Source organism: Hansschlegelia sp. KR7-227, assembly GCF_049446035.1.
In the GTDB taxonomy this organism is placed as follows: domain Bacteria; phylum Pseudomonadota; class Alphaproteobacteria; order Rhizobiales; family Methylopilaceae; genus Methylopila.
Map to the genome: position 1 here is coordinate 110,832 of NZ_JBMSEA010000004.1, position 20,050 is coordinate 130,881.

Consider the following 20,050-nt stretch of genomic DNA (forward strand, 5'->3'; position numbering starts at 1 on the left):
CGAGCCGGGAGCCAAAGGCCAGACGGCTCAGGCGGCCGTTGCGGCCGGGATCGTCAGGCTGCTGCTCGCGAAGGCGATGCGCACGACGAGACCCGATCGGTCTCGCCGGTTCTCGAAAACGAGCTGCGCGCCGCACCGCTCGGCGGCTGCGGCCGCAATGGCGAGGCCAAGGCCGGCGCCTTCGCCGGTCGCGACTTTGGCGGACCCGCGAAAAAAGCGTCGCGTGAGGCGGGGGAGTTCTCCCTCATCCGCGCCCGGCCCCTCATCCGAAAGCTCGAGCGCCGCGCCGTCGGCGTCAAGACGGCAACGGACGACGCCGTCCGACGGCGTGTGCTCGAGAGCGTTTTCGAGGAGGTTCCGCAACAGGAGAATGAGAGGCTCCCGGGGACAACGCAGCGTCGCCGAGGAGGCCTCGGTCGAAATCTCGACGCGCGCCTCGCCGGCCGCCCTCGAGAGCTCGAGCGCGTCGTGGATCGCAGCGCCGACGACGACCGGTTCGGGCGCAAGCTGCGTCGCGCCGGCGTCCAGCCGGGCGAGCGCAAGAAGCTGAGTGACCAGACGGCTTGTGCGGTCGACGGCTGAAAGGATCTGCTTCAGCGCCTTGTCGCGGATCGCGGGCTCATTCGACGCCGCCGCGATCTGGGCCTGCGTCTTGAGGCCGGCGAGCGGCGTGCGGAGTTCGTGGGCCGCGAACGCCGTGACGTCGCGCTCGTGACGGCGCGCCCGCTCGACCTTGTCGAACAGGCCGTTCAGCGCGGTCGTCAAGGGTTTGATTTCCGAAGGGACGGCGCCGGCGTCGACCGGGCTCATATCCTCGGCGTCGCGCCGGCCGAGCTCGCGCGCGATGCGGCCGAGCGGCTTCAGCCCCCGTCCGACGCTCACCCAGATCAGCAGCCCGAGCAGCGGCAGGATCAGCGCCGCCGGCCAGAGCAGCCCCTTGATGAGGTCCGTGACCAGCTTTTCCCTCAGCCCGAGCCGGTCGCCGACGAGGACGCGAACGCCTTTGGCCTCATCTTGGACGGCGAAGACGCGCCATGGCTCGCCATTGACGACGCGCTCGGAAAAGCCGGCTCCGCCATCCGTCAGCTTCTCATCGGGCGCGCCGCTCGACCGCGCGACCAGGCGGTCGTCGAAGGACCAGATCTGGCAGGACAATTGGCGCTCGTAGCCGCCCAGAGCCGGAAGCGCCGCGGGCGCGCCTGCGTCCGGTTTCGTTGTCATGTCTCCGCTCGCGACGAGCGAGGCGACCATGCGGGCGGCTTCCTGCAGGCGGGTGTCGAGCACATGCTCGACCTCCTGACGGGCGCCTACGAAGATCCAGGCGGCGGCGATCAGCCAGAGCGCGCCGGTCGCGACGATCAGCGTGGCGAACAGACGAAGGCGCAGCGATCTCACGATCCGCCTCGCATCCGGTAGCCGAGGCCGCGGACCGTTTCGATCGCTTCGCGGCCAAGCTTCGCTCTGAGATGATGGATATGCACCTCGACCGCGTTGCTCTCGATCTCTTCCTGCCAGCCATACAGTCGGTCTTCGATCTCGGCGCGCGACGCGATCGCTCCGCGCCGCTCGACGAGAGCCGAAAGCACCGCGAACTCCCGACGGGACAGCGACAACGGTTCGCCTGCCCGCGCCGCCGTCATGGCCGCCGGATCGAGCGTCACGTCGCGCCAGGCCAGCGTCGCGGTCGCTCGGCCCGCGCCGCGTCGTGCGATCGCCCGGATGCGGGCGGCGAGTTCTTCGAGATCGAACGGCTTGCCGAGGTAGTCGTCTGCGCCGGCGTCGAGCCCGTCGATCCGATCGGACGTCTCGTCGAGCGCGGTGAGCAGCAGGACCGGCGTGCGATCGCCCTTCCCCCTCAGCCGCTTCAGCACGTCGAGGCCGGATCCGTCCGGCAGCATCCGATCGAGCACCACGGCGTCGAATGCGCTGGTCGCGAGCGCTGCCTCGGCGTCGCCGCAGGTCGAGACGACGTCGCATGTCGCGCCAGCAAGGCCGAGACCGACCTTGAGGCCGTCGAGCAGCACGGGATCGTCCTCGACGACCAGCACTCTCATCGCGATCGCTCCCCTTGATTCATGTCGGCGGGTTCCGTGCGACCCGGCGCTTAAGGCTGGCTTAAGGCTGCGCGGGATGATCGCCGGCGTTCAGAGCAACCGCCGGAGATCGATCTTCATGCCGTACACGTCCGCCCTCAGGGGCCTTGCATTCGCGCTCGTTCTCGCGTTCCCGGCCATCCCGCCGTCAATCGCTTTCGCCGACGAGGCGGATATGAGCCGCGAGATGATCGTCAACGATCCGGCGGCTCCGAAGGCCGGCAATCCGAAGGGCGACGTCACGATCGTCGCCTATCTCGACTACAACTGTCCCTACTGCAAGAAGTCCGCGCCAGAACTTGAAAAGCTGGTCAAGTCCGACGGAAAGGTCCGGGTGGTCTACAAGGATTGGCCGATCCTGACCGAAGCGTCGGTCTATGGCGCGAAACTCGCGCTCGCTGCGAACTATCAGGGCAAGTACGACGAGGTCCACAAGGCGCTGATGTCAATTGCAGGACGCAAGATCCCGGAGGACCGGATGCTTGCCGCGATCAAAGGCTCGGGCGTCGACATGGCTCGCCTCGAGGCGGACGCCAAGGCGCACGACGCCGAGATCGTCGCTCTTCTCAAGCGCAACGACGCCCAGGCGAAAGGCCTGCAGCTGCAGGGAACGCCGGTCTATCTGATCGGCCCGCTGCTGGTCGCCGCAGCGCCCGACTATGCGCAGTTCAAGGACGCCGTCGCCGAGGCGCGCAAGCGCGCCGGCAAGTCGTCCTGACCCGCGGAGCCGTACAGGTCATGTCAGTGTCCGCGTGTTCCCGCAGGGCGATGATCATCGCCCTGCCGCTGCTGCTCGGCGCGTGCGCCAGCATGCCTCCGCCAGCCCGAACCGACGCCGCGCCGGCGAGGCCGCCCGTCGATCCGTTTGAAGCCGCCCGCTACGGCGAGAAGCCCGGCGAACCTTTCGCGGTGCAGCCGGTGGACCTGCGCAAAATCAATCCGGATCTCCTGCGCCAGGAGGTCGACTTCGCGACCGACCAGCCGGCCGGGACCATCGTGGTCGATCCGCATTCCCGCTTCCTCTACCTCGTGCAGGAGAACGGCAAGGCGCTGCGCTACGGCGTCGGGGTCGGCAAGGCCGGGCTCGAATTCCAAGGCTCGGCCTCGATCCAGATGAAGCGCGAATGGCCGCGCTGGACGCCGACCGACGACATGATCGGCCGTGACCCTGGCCGCTACGGTCCCTGGAAGACCGGCATGGACGGCGGCGCGCGGAACCCGCTCGGCGCGCGCGCCCTCTATCTGTTCAAGGACGGCAAGGACACGCTCTACCGCATCCATGGCACCAACGAACCGCAGAGCATCGGCAAGGCGGTCTCGTCGGGATGCATCCGGATGCTCAACCAGGACGTGATCGACCTCTATGGGCGCGTGCCGCGAGGCTCGAAAGTCGTGGTGCTGTGACGCGGGCTCACAGCCAGCGGCGCGCCTTGGATGTAGGCGCGGTAGTCGTCGCCGAACCTCGCCTCGAAGTAGCGCTCCTCGCGGCGGACGACGAACAGGTCGACCACGGCCATGAGCGGGACGAACAGCAGCAGCGACGGCAGGCTGTCGAGCATGAGCGCGATCGCGAGATAGATGGCCGCCATGCCGAGATACATCGGGTTGCGGGTGAACCTGTAGGGCCCGGACGCGACGATCGCGCTGGTCGGCTTCCACGGCGCGGGCGGGGTGCCGGCGCTGCGGAAGCGGACCCCGGCGCCGATGACGAGCGCCACGCCCGTGGCGAACAGCGCCGCGGCGGCGGCCCACGCCAGGCCGGCGGGCAGTCCGAGCGGAAGGCGCCAGATCAGCCGGTCGACCGCGACGCCGGCGGCGAGGAATCCGAGAAACACCAGGGGCGGCGGCGCGATGACGCCAGCGACCTCGAGCGGCTTCTTCTCCATGGCGGTCGTCCCCTAAGAACGCGGATCGCCCAAATGCGCGAGACGCGACCGTTTTCGATTGCAGAAAAGTGAATATGTCATATATGTAATTATATATCGAATGACGACACGAGGGTAGGGATGCCTGAAACTCTCGCCATCCGGAACGAGCTGAGCCCGTCCGCCCCGCTCGTCATCGGCGACCGGGCGCCGCTGTTCGTCGCGCGCACGACGAAGGGCGAACGCAAGCTCGCGGACTATTCCGGGCGTTGGCTCGTGTTTTTTTCGCATCCCGCTGATTTCACGCCGGTCTGCACCAGCGAGTTCATCGCCTTTTCGCGCGCCTTCGATGCGTTCGTGGCGCTCGGCTGCGACCTGCTCGGCATGTCTGTCGACAGCCTGAGCTCGCACATCGCCTGGGCGCGATCGATCGAGGACAGGTTCGGCGTCCGGGTGCCTTTCCCGATCGCCGAAGACCCGTCAATGGCGATCGCCCGCGCCTACGGCATGTTGCAGCCGGGGGCGGCGGACAGCTCGACCGTCCGCGCGACCTTCGTGATCGATCCCGAGGGGATCGTGCGCGCCATCGCCTGGTACCCGATGAGTGTCGGCCGCTCGGTCGCTGAGATCCTCAGGCTCGTCGAGGCGCTCCAGACCGCCCATGGGGCCGACGTGTCGACCCCGGAGGGATGGCTCAAGGGCGACCCCGTGATCGACGCCTCGCCGCTCTCGGCGGACGACGTCGCGAGCCACGCGCCGAGCGCGGACGCGCCCGACTGGTACTACCGTCTGAAGCGCCTGTGAGATGACGATGCCCGTAAACGCCACACGCGCCGAGACCGAAGCGGCGGCCGAGTTCCTCAAGGGGCTCTCCAACCCGAACCGGCTGATGATCGCCGCCCGGCTGAGCGCCGGCGAGGCCTCGGTGGGCGACCTCGAGGCCGGACTCGGCATTCGCCAGCCCACGCTGTCGCAGCAGCTCGCCGGCCTCCGCGATGCAGGGCTGGTGGCCGCCCGACGCGACGCCAAGCAGGTCTTCTACCGGCTCGCGGACCAGAAGGCCGCCAGGATCGTCGGCGTGCTCTCCGCGGTCTACGGCCTCGGCCCGATCGCCGGACGGACGCCGCCCGTGTTTCCCCAAGGACCTTCGCGGAGCAGCGCGGCGCATGGCGCTTCAACCTTCGCCCGCGTCCTTCCCTTTCCCGACGAGGGCAGAGCATGAGCATGGCGATCTACTGGCCGTCGCTTCTCGGCGGCGCCGCGATCGGGCTTTCGGCGACGCTGCTGATGCTGCTCAACGGCCGCGTCGCGGGCGTGAGCGGCATCCTCAGCGGCGTCTGGCGGGCGGGGACGCCGCGCCTCGCGAACCTCGCCTTCGTGGCCGGCCTGGTGTTGGGTCCGCTGCTTTACCGCGTGGCTTTTGGCGGCTTTCCGGACATCCGCGTCGAGGCGTCTCTTCCGGTCCTGGTCCTTGCGGGGCTTCTTGTCGGCTATGGGACGCGCCTCGGCTCGGGCTGCACGAGCGGGCACGGCGTCGTCGGACTCGCCCGTCTGTCCCCGCGCTCGATCGCGGCCGTCGCCGTGTTCCTCGGGACGGCGATCGCGACGGTCGCCGTCATGCGGCTGGCGGGCGCGTCATGAGCGGCCTCCGCGTCGTCGCCGCGGGGCTGAGCGGCCTCGTCTTCGGCTTCGGACTCGCGCTTTCGGGCATGCTCGACCCGGCGCGCGTCCTCGGCTTCCTCGACGTCTTCGGCGCCTGGGACCCGAGCCTCGCCTTCGTGCTGGGCGGCGCGGTCGCGACCGCTTCGATCGGCGCGTGGCTCTCGCGGCGCCTGCCGAGGCCGGCTTTCGACGAGAGCTTCCACCTGCCGCAGACCCGCGAGATCGACGGCAAATTGCTCGGGGGCGCCGCGATCTTCGGCGTGGGCTGGGGCATGGCGGGCCTGTGCCCCGGGCCGGCCGTCGCGTCGATCACGCTCGGGGTCCCCGCGACTCTCGCATTTCTCGTCGCGATGCTCGCCGGCATGGCGATCCATGATTGGAACGTCACGCGCCGGGTCCGTCGCGACCGCGCTGTTCTCGGATAAAGGAGACACTCATGAGCGGCCATCCGGACGTCACGACGTTCTTCGATCCCCCGACCAACACGTTTTCCTACGTGGTCAAGGATCCCGACAGCTCGTCCTGCGCCATCGTCGATAGCGTGCTCGACTTCGACTATGCGTCGGGCCGCGTCAGCCACCAGTCCGCCGACGCGATCATCGATCACGTCCGGGGTCGCGGCCTGACGGTCGAATGGCTGCTCGAGACCCATGTCCACGCGGATCACCTCTCGGCCGCTCCCTACATCCAGCAGGCGGTCGGGGGCCAGATCGCGATCGGCGCGAACATCCGCGTCGTCCAGGAGACCTTCGGCAAGGTCTTCAACGAAGGCAGCGAGTTCCAGCGCGACGGCTCGCAGTTCGACCGCCTGTTCGAAGACGGCGACACGTTCGCGATCGGCGACCTCGACGGCCGGGTGATGCACACGCCCGGCCATACGCCCGCATGCCTCACTTACGTGATCGGCGACGCGGCCTTCGTGGGCGACACCCTGTTCATGCCCGACAGCGGGACTGCGCGCGCCGACTTTCCCGGCGGCGACGCCCGCACGCTGTTCCATTCGATCCAGAAGGTGCTCGCGCTGCCGCCGGAGACCCGACTGTTCATGTGCCACGACTACGGCCCGAACGGTCGAGAAATCAGGAACGAGACCACCGTCGCCGAAGAGCTCGCCCACAACATCCACGTCCGCGAAGGCGTGACCGAAGACGAGTTCGTGGCGATGCGCACCGCCCGTGATGCGACGCTCGCGGTGCCGAAGCTCATCATCCCCTCGCTGCAGGTGAACATGAAGGCCGGCGAACTGCCGAAGCCCGAGAGCGACGGCAAGCGCTACCTCAAGGTCCCGATCAACGGCCTCTGACGGCGGCGAGACCGGCGTCAAGCCGGCCGGTTCAAAGGAGACTTCCAATGCAGGCGAAGAGATTGACCGACGATCTGTCGGTGAGCGCGCAGCTCGCCGTTCCCGAGATCGCCGAGGCAAAGACCGCCGGGTTCCGGTCGATCATCGTCAACCGGCCCGACGGGGAAGGCGCCGACCAGCCGACATTCGCGGAGATCGAGGCGGCGGCGAAGCGAGCCGGCCTCGAAGCGAGGTATCTGCCGATCGAGACCGGCAAGGTCAGCGACGACGACGTCGCCGCCTTCGGAGCCCTGTTGGCGACGCTGCCGGCGCCGACGCTCGGATTCTGCCGGTCCGGAACGCGCACGGCGACGCTGTGGGCCCTGTCGCAGGCCAGGACGCGCTCGACGAACGAGATTCTGCAAAGGGCGAGCGCGGCCGGCTATGATCTGTCCGGCGTCGCCAAGCGGATCGAAACCGGCGGCGTTCCGGTCGATCGCTCCGCGGAGCGCCACGACGTGGTGATCGTCGGCGGCGGCGCAGGCGGCATCGCGGTCGCCGCCAGCATGTTGGCCCGAAAATCAGGGCTCGACATCGCAATCGTCGAGCCGGCCGAGGTTCACTACTACCAGCCGGGCTGGACGTTGGTTGGCGGCGGCGTCTTCCAGGCCGGCGACACGCGCAAGGAGATGGCCTCGCTCATTCCGCGGGGCGTGCGCTGGATCAAGGGCGCGGTCGCCGGTTTCGACCCGGAGAACAAGGCCGTCATCCTCGAGGGCTGTCGGCCGATCATCTACAAGAAGCTGGTCGTCGCGCCAGGGCTCAAACTGAACTGGGGAGGCGTCGAGGGCCTCAAGGAGACGCTCGGAAAGAACGGCGTCACGTCCAACTACCGCTACGATCTCGCGCCCTACACATGGGAGCTCGTGAAGAACTTCCGCGGCGGAACGGCGCTGTTCACCCAGCCGCCGATGCCGATCAAATGCGCCGGCGCGCCCCAAAAGGCGATGTATCTGTCCTGCGATCAGTGGATGCGCCAAGGCGTCCTGAGCGGCGCAAAGGTCGAATTCCTGAACGCTGGTCCCGTGCTCTTCGGCGTCGCGGACTACGTGCCGCCGCTCATGGAGTACGTGAACAAATACGGGATTCAGCTATCCTTCGGCCACAACCTCATTCGCATCGACGGCCCGGCGAAGCGCGCCTGGTTCAAGGTCGCGGGCAAGGACGGCGCGAGCGAGATCGTCGAACGCGCCTTCGACATGATCCATGTGACTCCGCCGCAGTCCCCGCCGGACATCGTCAAGTCCTCGTCGCTCGCCAATGAGGCCGGGTGGCTCGACCTCGACCCGGAGACCCTGCGACACGTCAGATATCCTGACGTCTATGGCCTCGGCGACGCCAGCGGCACCGCGAACGCCAAAACCGCGGCCGCCGCCCGCAAGATGGCGCCGGTCGTGGCCGAGAACCTGCTGCGAGATATGGGAGAGCTCGAAGAGCCCCGTGCGGCGGTCTATGACGGCTACGGCTCCTGTCCGCTGACGGTCGAGCGCGGCAAGGTGATCCTTGCCGAGTTCGGCTATGGGGGGAAGCGCATCCCGAGCTTCCCCAAATGGTTCATCGACGACCTGAAGCCGTCGAAGGCCGCCTGGATCCTCAAGGAGCGCGTGCTTCCGGGCGTCTACTGGAAGGCGATGCTGAGGGGCCGCGAGCCGATGGCGAAGCCTGAGCACAAGGCGCTCGAGGCGGCCGAGTAAATGAAAAAAGCTCCGTGGCGCTCGATCTAGCCCAATACGCTCTCGGCGCTTTGTCTGGCGTCCTGGTCGGACTGACGCTCGGCCTGTTCGGCGGCGGCGGGTCGATCCTCGCCGTGCCGCTGATGGTCTATCTCGTAGGCGTGCCGAACGCCCACATGGCGATCGGCACCAGCGCCTTCGCGGTCGCCGCCAATGCGGGGACGGGCCTTTTCGCCCATGCCCGCAAAGGCAACGTCAAGTGGCGCTGCGCGGCCATGTTCAGCGTCGCCGGGGTCGCCGGAGCCCTGGCGGGATCGACGATCGGCAAGGCGATCGACGGGCAGAAGCTGCTGTTCCTGTTCGCGCTGCTCATGCTCGGCGTCGGCGCGCTGATGCTGATGAACCGTGGCCGGCGCGAAGACACGGACGCAGAGTGCACGCTTGAGAAGGCGCCGAAGGTGCTCGGCTTCGGCGCCGCGACCGGCGCCTTTTCGGGCTTCTTCGGCATCGGCGGCGGCTTCCTGATCGTGCCCGGTCTCGTGGCGTCGACGGGGATGCCGATGCTGATGGCGATCGGCTCCTCGCTCGTCGCCGTCGCCGCGTTCGGCCTGACGACGGCGCTGAACTACGCCGTCTCCGGCTTTGTCGACTGGCCGCTCGCATTGATCTTCGTGGCAGGCGGGGTCGCCGGGGGCGCGCTCGGCGCGGCCGTCGCGTGCAGGCTTGCGGAGAAGAAGGGCGCCCTCAACGGCGCCTTCGCCGCGCTGATCTTTGTGGTCGCGACATACATGCTCATCAAGAGCGCAGGCGCTTGGGCGTCCTGACGCTCAGAAATCTGTCGAGAGAGAGCAAAGTTGTCTTTGACACTGGGCGATACGGCTCCAACGTCGAGGCCGACACGAGTTTGGGTCCGATCCGGCTCCACGACCGGGCGCGCGGCGCCTGGACGATTTTCTCTTCTCACCCGGCTGACTTCACGCCAGTTTGCACCACCGAAATGGGCCGCGCCCGCTCACCCCGCGACCGCGTTCGCGCGGCGCCGCGCCGTCGGCTCCGATCGACGCCTGGGAATCGGACGCGGGCTGACTGTTGATGAGCGCGGATAACGGGCGCAGCCTTCGGCGACGCTGGACCCAACCAGAGGAGACGACATGGAACTCGACGCCGCGATCCTCGCCCGTATCCAGTTCGCCTTCACGGTGTCGTTCCACATCGTGTTCCCGGCGTTCTCGATCGGCATCTCGGCCTATGTCGCGACGCTGCTGCTGTTGTGGAAGCAGACCGGCGCGGACCGCTTCCACACGCTCGCCCGGTTCTGGACCAAGATCTTCGCGGTCTCATTCGCGATGGGCGTCGTGTCCGGGATCGTGCTGTCCTACCAGTTCGGCACCAACTGGAGCCGGTTTTCGGAGGTCGTCGGCAACGTCATCGGCCCGCTGATCGGCTACGAGGTGCTGACCGCCTTCTTCCTCGAGGCGACCTTCCTCGGGATCATGCTGTTCGGCTGGACGCGCGTCCCGTCGTGGCTGCACGTCACCGCCGCCTGCATCGTGGCGATCGGCACCGCGATCTCCGGCTTCTGGATCCTCTCGGCCAACAGCTGGATGCACACGCCCGCCGGCTTCGAGATGCGCGACGGGATCGCCTATCCGCTCGACTGGCTGAAGATCATCTTCAATCCGTCCTTCCCCTACCGCTTCGCGCACATGATGACCGCCGCGTATCTGACGACCGCCGTCGTGGTGCTTTCGGTCGGCTGCCGGTACCTGCTGCAGGGCAAGTTCGGCGAGGAGGCGCGCACGATGGTGAAGATGGCCGTCGGCATGATCTTCGTGGTCGCGCCGCTACAGGCCTTCATCGGCGACCTCCACGGGCTCAACACGCTCGAGCACCAGCCCGCGAAAGTCGCGGCCATGGAGGGACACTGGGACGGCGCGGAGCCCGTCGCTCTCTCGCTGTTCGCGATCCCCAACAGCGAGGCTGAACGCAACGACTATGAACTCGCGATCCCGCGGCTCTCCGGGCTGATCCTGACGCACGACTGGGACGGCCGCATCAAGGGCCTGAAGGACTTCGCGCCCCAGGACCGCCCGCCCCTGATCGGACCCTATTTCGGCTTCCGCATCATGGTGGCGATCGGGCTGCTGTTCATCGCGACCGGGATCGTCGGAGCGTGGCTGTGGTGGCGCGACGAGATCTGGGACGCGCGCTGGTTCCAGCGCGGCGCGAGCCTCCTCTGGCCGCTCGGCTTTGTGGCGATCCTGTCGGGCTGGATCGTCACCGAGCAGGGCCGTCAGCCGTGGATCGCGGCCGGGGTGCTGCGAACCGCTGACGCGCTCTCGCCGGTTTCGGCCACGAGCCTCGCCATCTCGCTCGCGCTGTTCGTGATCGTCTACACGGCGGTGTTCTCGGTCGGCGTCTACTACATCAACCGGCTGATCAACAAAGGCCCGACGCCGGCGGTGATCGCGCAGCCGAAGCACGGCGCGCCGGGCCGTCCGCTGTCCGCGGCCGAGGACGCGCTCGAGCCGGCAGGGGTCTGACCGATGGAATGGTATCTGCCGCTCGTCTGGGCCTGGATCATCGGGGCCGCGGTCGCGATGTACGTCGTGCTCGACGGCTTCGACCTGGGCATTGGGATCCTGTTCCCGTTCGCCAAAGACGAGCACGAGCGCGACCAGATGATGAACACGGTCGCGCCGTTCTGGGACGGCAATGAGACCTGGCTGGTGCTCGGCGGCGGCGGCCTGTGGGTCGCCTTTCCGAAGGCCTATGCGGTCGTGATGCCGGCGGTCTATCTGCCGGTGATCGTCATGCTGCTCGCGCTCATCTTCCGCGGCGTCTCGTTCGAATTCCGTTGGGTGGCGAAGCCCAGCAAGGGGGTCTGGAACGTCACCTTCGCGGGCGGCTCGATCGTCGCCGCCTTCTGTCAGGGCCTGATCCTCGGCGCCCTTGTGCAGGGCGTGAACGTCGCCGATCAGCCGGGGCGGGGCGCCCAGTTCGTCGGCGGCGCGCTTGATTGGCTGACCCCTTTCAGCCTGCTGTGCGGCGTCGGCGTCGTTCTCGGTTACGCCTTGCTCGGAGCGACCTGGCTGAACATGAAGACCGACGGCGAGGTCGCGGCCCGCTCGCGCAGACAGGCCGGTCCGTTGCTCGTCGCCGTCATGATCGCGATGGGAGTGGTCAGTCTCTGGACCCCGCTCGCGATCGACCGGATCTGGGAGCGGTGGTTCAGCCTGCCGAACCTCTTCCTCCTGGCGCCGATCCCGCTGCTGGCGGCGGGCGTCGCCTGGCTCGTGTGGCGCGGCCTCGACGCCGGCCGCGAGATCGGACCGTTCTTCGGCTCCATCGCCCTGTTCCTGCTCGGCTTCCTCGGCCTCGCGATCTCGACCTACCCCTACCTCGTGCCGCCGCACGTCACGTTCTGGGACGCCGCGGCCGCTCCCGCGTCGCAGATCTTCATGGGGGCCGGCGTGATCGTGCTGTTCCCGATCATCCTGGGCTACACGGCCTTCGTGTACTGGATCTTCCGCGGGAAGGTGCGCGCGGGCGAGGGCTATCACTGAGGAGAGAGGCCGCCGTCACCCCACCTTCACATAGGCGAAGCCCTTGGTCTGGAGGGCCGCGACCGTCGCGACGCCGGACGGCACGAAGGAGATGAAGTCCGCGGTCCGCGCGCGGGACGGGTCGAGCCCGTTGCGTTTGAAGGTGATCTCACAGAGATGAACCTTCAGCCCGTTCTTCGAAAGCGAACTCGCTCGCTCGAACAGCTCCGGCGGCAGCGTCTCGCCGTCCCATTGCGTGCCCTCCAGATTGTCGAGGAAGAACTTGATGCCGCCGCCATGTGCGACGAGCGCGATCTGAAGAGCGAAGGGATCGCCGTTGTAGGCGGAGTAGTGGTTCGAGATGTTGTTGAGGGTCTGATCGAAGCGGGCGACGTCGCCGAAATCGCAGTGGTAGAGGGCGGCGACCTCGCCCTCCTTCTCGATGTCGTCGAGCCCGAGATGAACAGGAGCCGCGATCGCGCGCCCGGTCGCCGCGGCCGCGCCGCCCAGCGCCGCTCCGGCCATCATGGCTCTCCTGCTGATCTCCCTGGTCATCGCGCTCTCCCTTTGCGGTTATGTTCTCACCCGAAGACGTCCGCGATCATCGCGTCGTACCAGGCGTCGGCTTCGGCGACGTTGCGCCGCCGGATATCGTCGGGCTCGCCCGTGTCGGAGACGAAGCCGGCGACCTCTTTGATCGTGTCGCCGCGCGCCTCGTAGACGCCGTCGACCTTCACGCAGTCGGTCGGCGCGATCAGGCTCCAGCAGGTGCTCTCGTAATGCGCCGGGACGCTCGGAGCGCCGGCGAGATCCGCGAGCGCCGCCAGCGCCGCCACCTTCGCCTGGCTGTTCGCGGCGAAGCCGGACTTCGGCATGTCGCCGGCGATCGAGGCGTCGCCGACCACGAAGACGGAAGGGTCGAGCGTGGACCGCATGCTCGACGGCTCGATCGGGCAGTAGCCGGTCGCGTTCACGAGCCCCGCATCACGGGCGATCCGGCCCGCCCGCTGCGCCGGGATGACGTTGACGAGGTCCGCGCGGCGCTCTTCGAACTCGGTGGTCACGGTCATGGCCGAGGGATCGACGCCCTTGATCCCGCCATGGATCGAGGGGTCCTGCCATTCCACGACGCGCGGATAGCGCCGGTCCCAGCCCTCCTGGAACAGCGCCATCTTCGAGAACTTGTCCTTCGGATCGAGGACGATGATGCGCGCCCTCGGCTTGCCGGCGGCGCGCAGCGCGTGCGCCATCATGGAGACGCGCTCATAGGGCCCGGGCGGGCATCGATAGGGATTGGGCGGCGCGATCATGACGATCAGGCCGCCGTCGGGCACGGCGTCGAGCTTCGACTTCAGGAGCTTCGTCTGAGGCCCCGCTTTCCAGGCGTGCGGCATGATCTCGGCCGCCGCCTCCGAGTAGCCTGGCGTCGAGGCGTAATCGAGGTCGATCCCGGGCGACAGGATGAGCCGGTCGTAGGGCAGGGACGTTCCGTCCGAAAGCGCCACGAGCTTCCGTTCGCGGTCGATACGCTCGACGGCCGCGCGCGCGATCCTGAGTCCGGGGCGTCTCGCCAGCGCGTCGTAGCCGTGGACGAGCGACTCGAATGGCTTCAGACCGCCGAGATAGAGATTGGAGAAGAAGCAGGTCGTGTAGCTCGCGGCGGCTTCGACCAGCGCAATGTCGAGCGCTCCCTTGCCCCAGATCGACGCGTAGCGCGCCGCCGTAGCCCCACCGACGCCGCCGCCCACGACCACAAGACGCCCCCGGTTCGCTCCGCGCGCCGCCGATGCGGACACGAGCATCGCCGAGAGGCCGGCCAGGAAGCCTCTTCGACCGGGTTGCATAGCGGCCATCAGTCCGGGCGCCGGACGGGAGGAAGCGCGGCGTAATAGCGGGCCAGCGCGTCGATGTCGGCGTCGCTGAGACGGGAGGCGCGCGTCGTCATCACGTCCCGCTTCGGTCCGGCGGCCCGATAGGCGCTCAGCTTGTCCGCGATCTCGCGCGCCGGACGCCCGGCAATCGACGGGACGCCGTCGCGCGTCACGCCGGGCTCGTGGCAGGCCGCGCATCGCGCCGCCAGCACGGCCGTCTGCGAGACGGACACAGTCGGCTCCTGAGCGGGGGACGGCCCGCAGAAGAGGACGAGCGCCGCAGTCCAGACGGCGGCGCTCCACACGCGGCGGTCACTCGACCCCCGCGCCCGGCTTCTCGTCCTTGTCGCCCTTCTGGTCGTCGGGCGTGACGTCAAGGATAGCCGCATGACCCGTGACCTCGACCTTCTCCTTGCAGTTCGACATGCAAGGATCCTTGTTCCAGAACGCCTTCTCGGTCGTCTCGCGATCGTCGTCGTAGAAGTTCTTTTGGTTCGGCAGATCCTTGGGGAAGTTGTCCTTGGAGAGCACGAAATCGCCGGGCACGAGATCGTTCAAATTCATCAGGTACGCGGTGAGCGCATAGACCTCGTCGGGCTTGAGCGATTGGGCGTCGCCGAAGGGCATGGCGCGGTGAATGTAGTCGTAGACCGTCGAGGTGTACGGCCAGAAGGATCCGATCGTCTTCTCCGGCCGGTCGGACGTCAGGCTGTCCTTGCCGCCGGCCAGCACCGGCCATCGGCCGGCGCCTTCGCCGAATTCGCCATGACAGCTCGAGCACTTGGTCTGGAACAAAGCTTCGCCGTCGCTGACCGAGCCCTTGCCCTCCGGGAGCCCCTGGCCGTCGGGACGCACGTCGATGTCCCAGGCCTTGACCTCCTCGGGCAGGGCAGGGCGTCCGAGGCCGACCCTCTCCCCCGCGAAGACCACGCCGGGAAATGCGGCGGCAAGCGCCAGAAACGCGACCGCTTTAGCTGACTTCGACATTTTCCGCGCTCCCGTCCGGACGCACCAGCCAGGTCTGGATGCCGTTGTTGTGGTAGATCGAGTTCGTCCCGCGGAACGTCCGGAGCTCGTTCTTGGTCGGCTGCACGTAGCCGCTGTCGTCCATCGCGCGCGACTGCAGCAGGAGCTCCTGTCCGTTCCAGTCGAAGTCCACATAGAACCGCGCCATCGCGCGCGGGAAGGTCGGACCCTCGATCCGCGCCGTCCGCCAGTTCTTGCCGCCGTCCATCGAGACGTCGACGCGCTTGATCGCGCCGCGTCCGGACCACGCGACGCCCGACAGGACGTTCGGCCCCTTTGACGTCAGCGGCGCCTGCGGGCTCGGATTGGTGACCACGGACTTGGCGTCCATCAGAAACGTGTGCTGGCGGGAGCGGCCGTCCGCGAGCAGGTCGGTGTATTTCGACGTCTCCTCGCGCTGCGCCCAGGGCTGGTCGCCGATTTCGACGCGGCGCAGCCATTTGATCCACATGTTGCCTTCCCAGCCGGGCACGACGAGCCGGAGCGGGTAGCCTTGCTCGGGCCGCAGCGCCTCGCCGTTCATCGCCCAGGCGACGAGACAGTCGTCCATCGCCTTTTCGAGCGGGATCGAGCGCGTCATGGCGGAGGCGTCGGCGCCTTCCGCAAGCACCCACTTCCCTTTGGCGCTTACGCCGGCCTCGTTCAGGAAAGCCTTGAGCGGCACGCCTGTGTAGACGACGTTGTGGATCATGCCGTGGGTGAACTGGCAGCCGTTGAGCTGCGAGCCGCGCCACTCCATGCCGCTGTTCGCCGCGCATTCCAGGAAGTAGACGCGGTTGACCCGGCCGGGCATGCGCTTGACGTCCTCCATCGTGAAGACGAGCGGTCTGTCCACCATGCCGTTGATCATGAAGCGGTGCTTGGCCGGGTCGATCTCGGCCTCGCCGCCGTGGTGCCGCACGAAGCACAGGCCGTTCGGCGTGATGACGCCGTCGAGCGCGTGGAGCGGCGTGAACGAGACCGAGCTCTGCCGGCTTGCGGTCAGCCACTCGACCTCGCGCCGCACCACGTCCTTCTCGAATTTGGACGGGACGCCGTAGGGCTTGGCGTTGACGCCGTCGCCGAGATACTGCGTCCATTCCTGCCGCTCGACGATCGCCGGATCTGGCGTCTGCGCCGAGGCGAGCGTCGGGGCCAACGCCGCCGCGCCCGCGCCGGCCAGACCAAGGTTGAGCACGCGCCGGCGGCTGAAGGCTTCAACGTCGCTCATCGCGCTGGCGTCCTGATTTGGATGTCTGGTCATGCGCCCGAGACCTTGATGGCGTCGGTCGGCTCGACCTTGATGGTCTTCCGGTCGGCGACGTGACGCTCGACCAGCTCCCAGATCGGCGGGCCCTCGACGTTCTGGTTGACGCTCGCCCAGCCCGCGACCGTGTAGGATTTGTCGGCCTCGATCGACGCGCCGGATTTCAGCAGCGTGAGATTGGAGATGCGCTTGCCGATCGGCTGGCCGACGTCGATCGCGTAGCCGACGCCGCCAAGGCGCACCATGTCGCCGCCGCCCTGGAAATACGGGTCGGGGTTGAAGATGTTGTCGGCGACGTCCTCGAGCACGTCCTTGAACTGCTTGCCCGTCATGGTCGAGCGGTAGCAGTTCGGGTAGGTGACCGCGGTCGCGTTCGAGATCGCCTCGAAGGTGATCGGGTCGCCGGGAAGCAGGCTCGTGCCCCAGCGGAAGGCGGGCGAGAGCGCGATCTCGACGTCGCGCTGCTCCATCATCGCTTGGCAGATGACGTCGTCGAGCGTGCCGTTGAAGTTGCCGCGTCGATAGAGAACGCTCTCCGTCCGGCCGATCTCGCGCGCGAGCTCCGCGGCGTATGGCGCGCGCGCGTCGGTCACGAGCTTCGCCATCTCGGCGTCCGGCGTGATCGCGTCGGAGAACACCGGGATGAGACCGAAGCGATAGCCCGCGACCTTGCCGTCCCTTACGTCGAGGTCGAGCCGCGACAGGAACTTGCCGTGCGAGCCCGAGGCGATCAGGAGCGTCTTGTCGACCTCGATCGCGGTCGGAATGGCGTCGTGAGTGTGGGCGGTCAGGATCACGTCGATCCCCTTCACCCGGCCCGCCATCTTGCGGTCGACGTCGAAGCCGTTGTGCGAGAGCAGGACGACCACGTCAGCGCCCCCCGAGCGGGCGCTCTCGACCTGCTTGCGCAGATCGTCCTCACGCAGGCCGAACTCCCAATCCGGGATCATCCAGCGCGGATTGGCGATCGGGGTGCGCGGATAGGCCTGGCCGATCACGGCGATCTTCGCGCCGCCGCGCTCGAAGACCTTGGCGGCGGGAAAGACCTCCTCCTGCCATTCGACGCTGCGGATGTTCTGGGCGAGAAAGGCGAAGGGGCCGGCGTCGGCGATCTCCTTCACGCGGTCGGCGCCGTAGGTGAACTCCCAATGGCCGACCATGGCGTCGAGCTTGAGCGCCTTGAGGGCCGAAAGCACATCCTCGCCTTTGGTCTTCAGCGAAGTCCAGCTGCCCTGAAGTTCGTCCCCGCCGGCGAGCAGCAGGACGTTGTCGTCGCCACGCTCGGCGCGGATCGCCTTGACGAGGGTCGCGATGCGGTCGAACCCGCCCATGCGGCCATAGGCCTTCGCGAGCGCGACGAAATCCTCGCTCGTAAGCGCGTAGGCCTGCGGGCTGTCCGGCTTGATCTTGAACTTATCGAGAAAGGCCGCGCCGGTGACGTGGGGCGGCAGGCCCTTGGTTTCCCCAACCCCGAGATTGACCGACGGCTCCCGGAAGTAGATCGGATTGAGCTGCGCATGCGTGTCGGTGAGGTGAAGCAGCGTCACCTTGCCGACGGCGTCGAAGCGCAAGAGGTCGTCCTGCGTCAGCTTTCCGCTCGACGCAGCCTGGGCGAGGCTTCGGCCGGAAGCGGCGGCCAGGGAGGCCGCGGCTGCGGCGGCGACGACGAATTCTCGGCGGGATATCACGAGAGAGGACCTCTCCATCTCTGAACGCGGTCGCCCGATCGCGTCCGGCGGATCCCGGGCGCGTCGTCAGGCGTCGCGATGCGCTTCGGACGTCAGGCGACTTCGAGCTTCGCCTTGGCGGTCGTTTCCTGGCCGTTGTCATCCTTCCATGTGAAGGTGAACTCGCCGGACTCTTTCGCCTTGAAGAAAAAGGCCTGGTACGGATTGGCCGAAATCGAAGGAAACCAGTCCGCCTCGAACACCACCGCGCCGTTGAACGCCGCCGTAAATTTGTTGATGATGTCGCGCGGCACGATCTTGCCGGACGCATCCTTGCGGACGCCGCTCTCCATCTCGTGGGAGATCAGCGTCTTCACTTCGATGATCTCGTCCTTCTTCGCCTTCGGCGGAACGCGGACGCGGGCGGAAGCCTTGGTCGCCATCTGATCGCTTTCTTCTTGCAGGTTTTCGGGATCGGACGGACGGCGGTCAGCCGCCGCAGCCGCCGATCGTGACCTTGACCTCGGATTTCGCCATGTAGAGCTGACCAGTCGAGGTCTCGGCGACCGCAATGACGTTCTGCGTCTGGGCGAGACGCATCCGCAACGAGGCCCCGGCGCGGCCGCAGGCCGGCGTGAAGCGATAGGTCAGGACACGAGGGAACGGGTTGCCTTCGGCGAAGACGTTGACGGACTTCACGTAATCCGCCTCCGTCATCGGGCTTTCGACCTCGATGTTGATCGGCACCACGAGGCCGTTCTCGGCGATCTCCGGCATGTCGAGCTTCAGCTTGCCCGTCGTCATCTCCTTGGCGCCGTAGAGCTTGTCCATCTCGGCCTTGACCTCCTCCGGCTTCGCGAATGCGAGCCTCGGCGTCAGGGCGACGACGGCGGCGGCGATCGCCGCGATCCGCAGCGCCTCCCGACGGGAATGGGCCTGCTCGAACAGCGTCATGCGATTCCTCCTGAAGCTCTACGAAGCCGTAAAGCTCTGTTATTGCGTTCTTTTTCTCGGTCGCACGCCATATGCGCCATCGACTGGTTTGGACATATTGTGATATAGAGTTTTTTGAATGTAAAGTCGCGTATCGGCCGATCGACGATCCCACTGAAGGGTGCGGTCGGTCCGGGTGGACTCCCTGGCCGGTCGGATGCCGCCGGTCTTCAAAAAGAAAATGAGTGGGGAAGAAACATGAGATCGAAGGCCATCGGCGGCGCCCTCGCGGGCCTCGCTGCGATCGCGCTGACCCTGGGCCTGACGGCGGCCGGGTCGGCCCAGGACGGCGTGAGCGCCAGCAGCTCGAACAGCGCCGCGGAGATCGAGCGCTACCGGAAAATGATCGACGACCCGATGGCCAATCCCGGCTTCCTCAATGTCGACCGCGGCGAGGCGCTGTGGTCGGAGGCGCGGGGCGACAAGAACGTCTCGCTCGAATCCTGCGATCTCGGCGAGGGTCCGGGCGTTCTCGAGGGAGCCTACGCGAAGCTCCCCCGCTACTTCGCGGATTCCGATCAGGTCATGGACCTCGAGCAGCGTCTCCTCTGGTGCATGGAGAAGATCCAGGCGTTCGACACCAAGGCGATCCGGGCGAAGCCGTTCTCGGGTCCCGGCCGGGGATCCGACATGGAGGACCTCGTCGCTTTCATCGCCAACAAATCGAGCGGGATGAAGATCGAGCCGCCGCTCGCCCATCCGAAGGAGAAGGAGCTCTACGGGATCGGCGAGGCCCTGTTCTTCCGCCGCTCGTCGGTCATGGATTTCTCCTGCGCGACCTGCCATGGCGCGGCGAACAAGCGGATCCGCACGACCGACCTGCCGCAGTTCGACACCCCCAATCCGTCGGCCCAGGCCTCGATGGGGAGTTGGCCGACCTATCGCGTCTCGCAGAGCGCGACGCGGACGATGCAGCACAGGCTGTGGGACTGCTACCGCCAGATGCGCATGCCGGCGCCGGGCTACGCCTCCGAAGCCGTCACGGCGGTCACCCTTTATCTCAACAAGAACGCTGAAGGGGGCGAGCTCAAAGTGCCCTCGATCAAGCGCTGATCCCGGGGAGCCAA

General features: G+C 67.3%; 23 protein-coding genes. 12 read left to right on the plus strand and 11 right to left on the minus strand.

Features of this window, described 5'->3' with window-relative positions; genetic code table 11:
* Nucleotides 1-27: 27 nt before the first annotated feature.
* Together ACO2RJ_RS19955 and ACO2RJ_RS19960 are read right to left on the minus strand one after the other, a co-directional pair.
* The gene (locus ACO2RJ_RS19955; protein WP_423269931.1) at nucleotides 28-1,395 is read right to left on the minus strand and encodes an ATP-binding protein; all 1,368 of its coding nucleotides are present in this window, start codon (nucleotides 1,393-1,395) and stop codon (nucleotides 28-30) included.
* Nucleotides 1,392-2,054 (minus strand): response regulator, encoded by a 663-nt coding sequence (locus ACO2RJ_RS19960; protein ID WP_423269932.1) that lies wholly within the window; start codon nucleotides 2,052-2,054, stop codon nucleotides 1,392-1,394. Before ACO2RJ_RS19960 ends, ACO2RJ_RS19955 begins: the two co-directional genes overlap by 4 nt.
* A 118-nt stretch (nucleotides 2,055-2,172) precedes the next feature.
* Here ACO2RJ_RS19960 and ACO2RJ_RS19965 point away from each other — a divergent pair, with 118 nt between their 5' ends.
* Entirely contained in the window at nucleotides 2,173-2,811 is a 639-nt protein-coding gene (locus ACO2RJ_RS19965) for a DsbA family protein (protein ID WP_423269933.1), read from the plus strand.
* A 20-nt stretch (nucleotides 2,812-2,831) separates the two neighbouring features.
* Nucleotides 2,832-3,497, plus strand: a complete 666-nt coding sequence (locus ACO2RJ_RS19970; protein WP_423269934.1) for a L,D-transpeptidase family protein — start codon at nucleotides 2,832-2,834, stop codon at nucleotides 3,495-3,497.
* On the opposite strand, the gene ACO2RJ_RS19975 is transcribed toward ACO2RJ_RS19970, so the two are convergent.
* A complete protein-coding gene (locus tag ACO2RJ_RS19975) occupies nucleotides 3,455-3,979 on the minus strand; it encodes a methyltransferase family protein (RefSeq protein WP_423269935.1) in 525 nt (174 codons plus the stop codon). The genes ACO2RJ_RS19970 and ACO2RJ_RS19975 overlap by 43 nt on opposite strands.
* A 120-nt stretch (nucleotides 3,980-4,099) precedes the next feature.
* Here ACO2RJ_RS19975 and ACO2RJ_RS19980 point away from each other — a divergent pair, with 120 nt between their 5' ends.
* The 9 genes from ACO2RJ_RS19980 (at nucleotide 4,100) to cydB (ending at nucleotide 12,201) form a co-directional block, all read left to right on the plus strand.
* On the plus strand, nucleotides 4,100-4,762 hold the full coding sequence (locus tag ACO2RJ_RS19980; protein ID WP_423269936.1) for a peroxiredoxin: 663 nt from the start codon (nucleotides 4,100-4,102) through the stop codon (nucleotides 4,760-4,762).
* Nucleotide 4,763: 1 nt separating this feature from the next.
* Entirely contained in the window at nucleotides 4,764-5,180 is a 417-nt protein-coding gene (locus ACO2RJ_RS19985) for an ArsR/SmtB family transcription factor (RefSeq protein ID WP_423269937.1), read from the plus strand.
* 2 nt (nucleotides 5,181-5,182) lie between these two features.
* Nucleotides 5,183-5,599 (plus strand): YeeE/YedE family protein, encoded by a 417-nt coding sequence (locus tag ACO2RJ_RS19990; protein ID WP_423269966.1) that lies wholly within the window; start codon nucleotides 5,183-5,185, stop codon nucleotides 5,597-5,599.
* Nucleotides 5,596-6,045, plus strand: coding sequence for a DUF6691 family protein (locus ACO2RJ_RS19995; protein WP_423269938.1), 450 nt, complete (start codon nucleotides 5,596-5,598; stop codon nucleotides 6,043-6,045). The genes ACO2RJ_RS19990 and ACO2RJ_RS19995 overlap by 4 nt, the downstream gene beginning before the upstream one ends.
* A gap of 11 nt (nucleotides 6,046-6,056) precedes the next feature.
* Complete coding sequence (locus ACO2RJ_RS20000) at nucleotides 6,057-6,923, plus strand: MBL fold metallo-hydrolase (RefSeq protein ID WP_423269939.1); 867 nt, start codon at nucleotides 6,057-6,059, stop codon at nucleotides 6,921-6,923.
* Nucleotides 6,924-6,970: 47 nt separating this feature from the next.
* Nucleotides 6,971-8,656 (plus strand): TIGR01244 family sulfur transferase, encoded by a 1,686-nt coding sequence (locus tag ACO2RJ_RS20005; protein ID WP_423269940.1) that lies wholly within the window; start codon nucleotides 6,971-6,973, stop codon nucleotides 8,654-8,656.
* A 14-nt stretch (nucleotides 8,657-8,670) separates the two neighbouring features.
* Complete coding sequence (locus ACO2RJ_RS20010) at nucleotides 8,671-9,459, plus strand: sulfite exporter TauE/SafE family protein (RefSeq protein ID WP_423269941.1); 789 nt, start codon at nucleotides 8,671-8,673, stop codon at nucleotides 9,457-9,459.
* Between the two features lie 327 nt (nucleotides 9,460-9,786).
* Nucleotides 9,787-11,178, plus strand: coding sequence for a cytochrome ubiquinol oxidase subunit I (locus ACO2RJ_RS20015; protein ID WP_423269942.1), 1,392 nt, complete (start codon nucleotides 9,787-9,789; stop codon nucleotides 11,176-11,178).
* 3 nt (nucleotides 11,179-11,181) lie between these two features.
* The gene (gene cydB / locus ACO2RJ_RS20020; RefSeq protein WP_423269943.1) at nucleotides 11,182-12,201 is read left to right on the plus strand and encodes a cytochrome d ubiquinol oxidase subunit II; all 1,020 of its coding nucleotides are present in this window, start codon (nucleotides 11,182-11,184) and stop codon (nucleotides 12,199-12,201) included.
* A 15-nt stretch (nucleotides 12,202-12,216) separates the two neighbouring features.
* Here the strand turns inward: cydB and ACO2RJ_RS20025 are convergent, their stop codons facing one another.
* From ACO2RJ_RS20025 to soxY, 8 genes are all read right to left on the minus strand, one after another.
* Nucleotides 12,217-12,735 carry a DsrE family protein gene (locus ACO2RJ_RS20025; protein ID WP_423269944.1) on the minus strand — a complete coding sequence of 173 codons (519 nt, stop codon included), beginning with the start codon at nucleotides 12,733-12,735 and terminating at the stop codon, nucleotides 12,217-12,219.
* A 26-nt stretch (nucleotides 12,736-12,761) separates the two neighbouring features.
* Nucleotides 12,762-14,024, minus strand: coding sequence for an NAD(P)/FAD-dependent oxidoreductase (locus ACO2RJ_RS20030; protein WP_423269945.1), 1,263 nt, complete (start codon nucleotides 14,022-14,024; stop codon nucleotides 12,762-12,764).
* 8 nt (nucleotides 14,025-14,032) lie between these two features.
* Nucleotides 14,033-14,284 (minus strand): c-type cytochrome, encoded by a 252-nt coding sequence (locus ACO2RJ_RS20035; RefSeq protein ID WP_423269946.1) that lies wholly within the window; start codon nucleotides 14,282-14,284, stop codon nucleotides 14,033-14,035.
* Nucleotides 14,285-14,363: 79 nt separating this feature from the next.
* Entirely contained in the window at nucleotides 14,364-15,038 is a 675-nt protein-coding gene (locus ACO2RJ_RS20040) for a c-type cytochrome (RefSeq protein ID WP_423269947.1), read from the minus strand.
* Nucleotides 15,022-16,287: a sulfite dehydrogenase gene (gene soxC, locus ACO2RJ_RS20045; protein WP_423269948.1), complete on the minus strand. Its 1,266-nt coding sequence runs from the start codon at nucleotides 16,285-16,287 to the stop codon at nucleotides 15,022-15,024. Before soxC ends, ACO2RJ_RS20040 begins: the two co-directional genes overlap by 17 nt.
* Before the next feature lie 29 nt (nucleotides 16,288-16,316).
* Nucleotides 16,317-18,011 (minus strand): thiosulfohydrolase SoxB, encoded by a 1,695-nt coding sequence (gene soxB / locus ACO2RJ_RS20050; RefSeq protein WP_423269949.1) that lies wholly within the window; start codon nucleotides 18,009-18,011, stop codon nucleotides 16,317-16,319.
* A 92-nt stretch (nucleotides 18,012-18,103) separates the two neighbouring features.
* Nucleotides 18,104-18,433, minus strand: a complete 330-nt coding sequence (gene soxZ / locus ACO2RJ_RS20055; protein ID WP_423269950.1) for a thiosulfate oxidation carrier complex protein SoxZ — start codon at nucleotides 18,431-18,433, stop codon at nucleotides 18,104-18,106.
* Nucleotides 18,434-18,479: 46 nt separating this feature from the next.
* Nucleotides 18,480-18,944, minus strand: coding sequence for a thiosulfate oxidation carrier protein SoxY (gene soxY / locus ACO2RJ_RS20060; RefSeq protein ID WP_423269951.1), 465 nt, complete (start codon nucleotides 18,942-18,944; stop codon nucleotides 18,480-18,482).
* Nucleotides 18,945-19,181: 237 nt separating this feature from the next.
* Between soxY and soxA the strand changes: the two genes are divergently transcribed.
* A complete protein-coding gene (gene soxA / locus ACO2RJ_RS20065) occupies nucleotides 19,182-20,036 on the plus strand; it encodes a sulfur oxidation c-type cytochrome SoxA (RefSeq protein ID WP_423269952.1) in 855 nt (284 codons plus the stop codon).
* The last annotated feature ends 14 nt before the right edge of the window (nucleotides 20,037-20,050 follow it).

Bases quoted from the DNA above. Each gene is read 5' to 3' on its own strand.
- ACO2RJ_RS19960 (WP_423269932.1), bottom strand. From the start codon at position 2,054: ATGAGAGTGCTGGTCGTCGAGGACGATCCCGTGCTGCTCGACGGCCTC.
- ACO2RJ_RS19965 (WP_423269933.1), top strand. From the start codon at position 2,173: ATGCCGTACACGTCCGCCCTCAGGGGCCTTGCATTCGCGCTCGTTCTC.
- ACO2RJ_RS19970 (WP_423269934.1), top strand. From the start codon at position 2,832: ATGTCAGTGTCCGCGTGTTCCCGCAGGGCGATGATCATCGCCCTGCCG.
- ACO2RJ_RS19975 (WP_423269935.1), bottom strand. From the start codon at position 3,979: ATGGAGAAGAAGCCGCTCGAGGTCGCTGGCGTCATCGCGCCGCCGCCC.
- ACO2RJ_RS19980 (WP_423269936.1), top strand. From the start codon at position 4,100: ATGCCTGAAACTCTCGCCATCCGGAACGAGCTGAGCCCGTCCGCCCCG.
- ACO2RJ_RS19985 (WP_423269937.1), top strand. From the start codon at position 4,764: ATGACGATGCCCGTAAACGCCACACGCGCCGAGACCGAAGCGGCGGCC.
- ACO2RJ_RS19990 (WP_423269966.1), top strand. From the start codon at position 5,183: ATGGCGATCTACTGGCCGTCGCTTCTCGGCGGCGCCGCGATCGGGCTT.
- ACO2RJ_RS19995 (WP_423269938.1), top strand. From the start codon at position 5,596: ATGAGCGGCCTCCGCGTCGTCGCCGCGGGGCTGAGCGGCCTCGTCTTC.
- ACO2RJ_RS20000 (WP_423269939.1), top strand. From the start codon at position 6,057: ATGAGCGGCCATCCGGACGTCACGACGTTCTTCGATCCCCCGACCAAC.
- ACO2RJ_RS20005 (WP_423269940.1), top strand. From the start codon at position 6,971: ATGCAGGCGAAGAGATTGACCGACGATCTGTCGGTGAGCGCGCAGCTC.
- ACO2RJ_RS20015 (WP_423269942.1), top strand. From the start codon at position 9,787: ATGGAACTCGACGCCGCGATCCTCGCCCGTATCCAGTTCGCCTTCACG.
- cydB (WP_423269943.1), top strand. From the start codon at position 11,182: ATGGAATGGTATCTGCCGCTCGTCTGGGCCTGGATCATCGGGGCCGCG.
- ACO2RJ_RS20025 (WP_423269944.1), bottom strand. From the start codon at position 12,735: ATGACCAGGGAGATCAGCAGGAGAGCCATGATGGCCGGAGCGGCGCTG.
- ACO2RJ_RS20030 (WP_423269945.1), bottom strand. From the start codon at position 14,024: ATGCAACCCGGTCGAAGAGGCTTCCTGGCCGGCCTCTCGGCGATGCTC.
- ACO2RJ_RS20040 (WP_423269947.1), bottom strand. From the start codon at position 15,038: ATGTCGAAGTCAGCTAAAGCGGTCGCGTTTCTGGCGCTTGCCGCCGCA.
- soxC (WP_423269948.1), bottom strand. From the start codon at position 16,287: ATGAGCGACGTTGAAGCCTTCAGCCGCCGGCGCGTGCTCAACCTTGGT.
- soxZ (WP_423269950.1), bottom strand. From the start codon at position 18,433: ATGGCGACCAAGGCTTCCGCCCGCGTCCGCGTTCCGCCGAAGGCGAAG.
- soxY (WP_423269951.1), bottom strand. From the start codon at position 18,944: ATGACGCTGTTCGAGCAGGCCCATTCCCGTCGGGAGGCGCTGCGGATC.
- soxA (WP_423269952.1), top strand. From the start codon at position 19,182: ATGAGATCGAAGGCCATCGGCGGCGCCCTCGCGGGCCTCGCTGCGATC.